The organism is Qipengyuania sp. (assembly GCF_042095715.1).
Lineage (GTDB): Bacteria > Pseudomonadota > Alphaproteobacteria > Sphingomonadales > Sphingomonadaceae > Qipengyuania.
In genome coordinates this window covers 10,154-14,346 of record NZ_JBELMO010000075.1, presented here as the reverse complement: position 1 = coordinate 14,346, position 4,193 = coordinate 10,154, and the positions used below count along the sequence as shown (strand labels likewise).

The window sequence follows — 4,193 nt, the reverse complement described above, 5'->3', positions numbered from 1 at the left end:
GGGAGGATTTTTCAAAAGGAATTTATCATGACTGCCCAAAAAGGTGCCGCCTTCCTGCTGAAGGTCGGCGATGGCGCGGCTGCGCCTGCATACGAAACCGTCGCCGGTCTCAGGACCACGCAGATGACCATCAACGGCGACACCGTGGTCGTCACTCACAAGGGATCGGGCGGCTGGCGCGAGCTGCTGTCGGGCGCGGGAACGCGCTCGGTCTCGGTCTCCGCCAGCGGTATCTTCCTCGATTCCGAGGCCGAGACGCGGGTGCGCGGCAATGCGCTGGCCGGAACGCTCGACGATTACGAACTGAGTTTCGAGGACGGCGCGCGGATGCGCGGGCGCTTCCTCGTCCAGCGGCTGGACTATGCGGGCGATTTCAACGGCGAGCGGACCTATGCGCTGGCGCTGGAAAGCTCTGGCCCGGTCACGCCATCCGGGGCACCGTCATGAGCAATCCCGCAAGAGGGGAGGCCAGCATTCGCGCGGCCGGAATCGAACATCTTCTGCGCCCCAGTTTCGAGGCGCTGGTCCGCGCCGAGGACGAACTCGGCCCGCTGTTTGCGCTGGTCGAGCGAGCGGGCGAGGGGCAACTGCGGCTGGGGGAGATTGCCGCGCTGTTCTGGCATTGCCTGGCCGACCACACGCTCAGCCGGGAAGCGGTGGGGGAGGCGGTGCTCGCCATGGGCCTGGCCGAAGCGGCGAGACCGCTGCGCGTGCTGCTGGGTGAGATCCTGCGCGGGCGGACGTGACTTTTGAAAATTGCGCGGCGCGCCTCGCGGGGCTTGCGGCGCGCGCACTGGGCTGGCGGCCGGACGAGTTCTGGCGCGCCACGCCCTCCGATCTCGCGCTGGCGCTGGGGGTGGAGGCGGCGCCTGCCCCGCCGCCCTCGCGGGCCGAATTGCAACGCATGATGGAAAGGGATGGCGATGGCCGATCCGATCGATGAACTTCTGGTGTCGGTGCGCGCCGACACGCGCGGCTTTGCCGCCGACATGGCCGAGATGCGCAGCCGCTTCGATGCGACTCTGGTGGACGGGTTCGCCGGCGCGGGGCAGGTGCTGGAGCGCGGGCTGCTGGCCGGTTTGCGCAGGGGAGCGCTGGGCTTCGACGATCTGAAGCGCGCGGCGCTCACCGCGCTGGACCAGATTGCCGACCGCGCGCTGACCATGGGGCTGGAACGGATCTTCGGCGGCACGCGCGGCGATCCGCTGGGCGGGGCGGTGCAGGGGCTGCTCGGCTCCCTGCTTGGCCTGGGGTCGGGTCTGCCGGGCCGGGCGACCGGCGGCATCGTGGCGCCCGACCGCCCCTTCCTGGTCGGCGAACGTGGGCCGGAAGTGTTCGTGCCGACCAGCGCCGGGCAGGTTCTGCCCAACGCCGCTGCGGCTCCACACCGCGAGGTGCGCGTGGCAATCAGTCTCAACGCCGAACGCGGCACCAGCGCGCCTGTCGCCATGCAACGCAGCAGCCGCCAGCTCGCAAGCGCGGTGCGCCGGGCTCTTATTTGATCCTCCCCGGCACGGGGAGGGGGACCGCGACGCGCAGCGGCGGGGGGGAAGGGCACCCTCGGCCTAGGAATACCCCTGCAAACTTACGCCAGCCGCACCTGCCCCTCCACCAGCCTGCGGCTGGTCCCCCTCCCCCAAAGGGGGAGGATTATTGGAGATTTCCCATGTCCCATTATCTCGCGCCTTCCCGCAAGGGGCAGGCGAGCGACTTCATCCAGCGGTTCGATCCGCGCTTCTGGACCGTCAATTTCCCCCGCCCGATGATGGCGAGCGTTATTGCCCCTTCGCCCGACGCGCTGCGGGTGACGTGCGAGTTTCACCATGCGGGCGAGCTGGCGGGCCTGATCTGGGCGAGCGAGGACCGCGCCGATCACCCGCTGCTCGCCTATGAAACGCAGGCCGATTATGCCCATTGCGTGCTGCGGTTCCGCTGGCGCAGCGGTGGGATCGTCCCGCTGGACCAGCCCAACGGGCCGACGCTCACCATCGAAGGGCGCGATGCCGCCGGGACCCAGCGCGCGTGGTATGTGCGGCTGTGGAACTACGCCGCCGGCGCTCCGGACGATGCGCTGATCACCCTGCCGTTTTCCGAATTGCAATCGGGCTATGGCCTGCCGGGGGAGCCGATCCATCCTTCCGCCATCGACCGGATGTTCGTGTCGCTGGTGCCGCCCGGCTACGTCCCCGGTTCGACCGATCCCCTACCGCAGCGCGCGGACGGCTGGGCGGAGATGCGCGACATCGTGTGCTGGGGCGACCGGGCGATGCTCAGCATCGGTGACGTCATGGTGCCGCCCCACGGCGTCGGGATCGCCACCGCCTATGACGACGCCTTCGACCAGTGCCCGGCGCGTCTGGTGCGGCAGATCGAGCAGCTCGGCTATCGCGGCGGACAGGCGGACGAGGTGGTCCATTATGTCGGCATGAGCCACTTCTTCCGGCTGGAGCCGGGGGAGGGCGCGGAGGCTGGACGATTCCTGGCCGAGGCGGACGGCACTCTTTGCGAACCGGCGCGGGCCTGGCATCAAAGCTTCTTCGCCGCATTGGCGGAGGTCGGGCTGACGCCGATCCTCTCGCTCAGCTACGAACTTTTTGCCCAGCATTGCCCTGCGGCGTGGCAGCAACTGGCGCATGACGGTGCCCCCGCGCGCACCGGCTGGGACCCGCCCAGCGCGCTGCTCTCCCCCGCTAATGGCGAGGCGATGGCCTGGCTGAAAGCGGTCGCCGCGCAGTTCGTGGCTCTGGCGGAGGCGGCGGGCTGTGCGGTGAAGTTCCAGATCGGGGAGCCGTGGTGGTGGGTCCAGCCGCAGACAGGCGCGCTCTGCTGTTACGACGATGCGGCCCGTGCGGCGCTGGACGATCCGGTGGCCATCCCCGACATGCGCGTGCCGCTCACCCCGGAGCAGACCGATGTGCTGGACCGGGCGGGCGCGCTGCTCGCCGCCTCCACCGCCGCGCTCGCCGATCACGTGCGCGCCGCCGCGACGGGTGCGGCCGAAGTGATGCTGCTGGCGTTCACACCCACGCTGCTCGATCCCGCCATGCCCGACCTTAAGCGCGCCGCGCTGCCCGTGGGCTGGGCCTGGCCCGCCTTCGACCGGCTGCAACTGGAAGATTACGACTGGCTGACCGCCGGCGCCGATGGCGCGCGCCGCGCCGCCTATGCGCAGGTGCAGCAGCGGCTGGGCTATCCGTCGGACAGGCAGGATTATCTCGCCGGCTTCGTGCTGAATGCCTCGGATGCCGAGAGCTTCTGGCCGCGCATCGACGCCGCGCTGGACGAGGCCGCGGAGCGCGGCGTGCCGCGACGCTTCGTATGGGCGCTGCCGCAGGTGGCGCGCGACGGCTTCGTGCGACTGCCCGATCACTTTCCCGAGCCACCAGAGGACACCGATATGAACGCCTTCGACGACGTTTCCTACCCCCTCGCGCTGGGCCGCGATGCGCAGGTGAGCACCGAATTTTCGACCAGCGTGGCGGTCACTGCCTCGGGCCACGAGCGGCGCAACGCGCTGTGGTCCGACGCGCGGCTGCGCTTCGATGTCGGCCCCGGCATCAGGGGCGAGGAGGAGCTGGGCCAGCTCATCGCCTTCTTCCGCGCGCGCCACGGCCCCGCCACCGGCTTCCGCTTGCGCGACCCCTTCGATTTCAGTTCCAGCGGTATGACCGGGACGCCCGCCGCCAGCGATCAGGTGCTGGGCACCGGGGACGGGCAGACCGCCCGCTTCCAGCTCGCCAAGCATTATGGCGATCAGCGCCGGATCGTGACCCGACCGGTCGCCGGATCGGTGTCGGTCAGCGTGGACGGCGTGCCGACTGCCGCCTGGTCGCTGGCCGATCGCGGGCTAATCGTGTTCGACGTGGCACCTGTTCCAGGTGCCGACATTCGCGCGGGCTTCCTGTTCGACGTGCCTGTCCGCTTCGCCGAGGACCGGCTGGACGTGAGCGGAGTAAGCTTCGCCGCCGGGGAGGTGCCATCCGTCCCGCTGGTCGAAATCCGCGAGGAGACATCATGAGTCGCGTCTTCGGCGACCGCGAGCTCGACACGATGGCGGTGTGGTGGCGGATCTGGCGCGCCGATGGCGTGGCGCTGGGCTTCACCACCCACGACCGTGATTTGACCTTTGCCGGCATGCGTCACCGCGCCGCGCCGGGCCTGACGCCCAGCGCCATACGCCTGACCGCGTCCCC

At 69.9% G+C, this 4,193-nt stretch carries 6 protein-coding genes; all 6 read left to right on the top strand.

Going from position 1 to position 4,193, the window contains the following annotated elements:
• The first annotated feature begins 27 nt into the window (after positions 1–27).
• Positions 28–447, top strand: a complete 420-nt coding sequence (locus ACFDTG_RS14150; RefSeq protein WP_375291654.1) for a phage major tail protein, TP901-1 family — start codon at positions 28–30, stop codon at positions 445–447.
• Entirely contained in the window at positions 444–746 is a 303-nt protein-coding gene (locus ACFDTG_RS14145; RefSeq protein ID WP_375291653.1) for a gene transfer agent family protein, read from the top strand. The genes ACFDTG_RS14150 and ACFDTG_RS14145 overlap by 4 nt, the downstream gene beginning before the upstream one ends.
• A complete protein-coding gene (locus tag ACFDTG_RS14140; RefSeq protein ID WP_375291652.1) occupies positions 743–943 on the top strand; it encodes a phage tail assembly chaperone in 201 nt (66 codons plus the stop codon). Before ACFDTG_RS14145 ends, ACFDTG_RS14140 begins: the two co-directional genes overlap by 4 nt.
• Entirely contained in the window at positions 924–1,502 is a 579-nt protein-coding gene (locus ACFDTG_RS14135; RefSeq protein ID WP_375291651.1) for a tail tape measure protein, read from the top strand. The genes ACFDTG_RS14140 and ACFDTG_RS14135 overlap by 20 nt, the downstream gene beginning before the upstream one ends.
• Positions 1,503–1,666: 164 nt before the next feature.
• On the top strand, positions 1,667–4,018 hold the full coding sequence (locus tag ACFDTG_RS14130; RefSeq protein WP_375291650.1) for a DUF2460 domain-containing protein: 2,352 nt from the start codon (positions 1,667–1,669) through the stop codon (positions 4,016–4,018).
• On the top strand, positions 4,015–4,193 hold a 179-nt coding region (locus tag ACFDTG_RS14125), incomplete at its 3' end, for a DUF2163 domain-containing protein (RefSeq protein ID WP_375291655.1). The genes ACFDTG_RS14130 and ACFDTG_RS14125, both read left to right, overlap by 4 nt.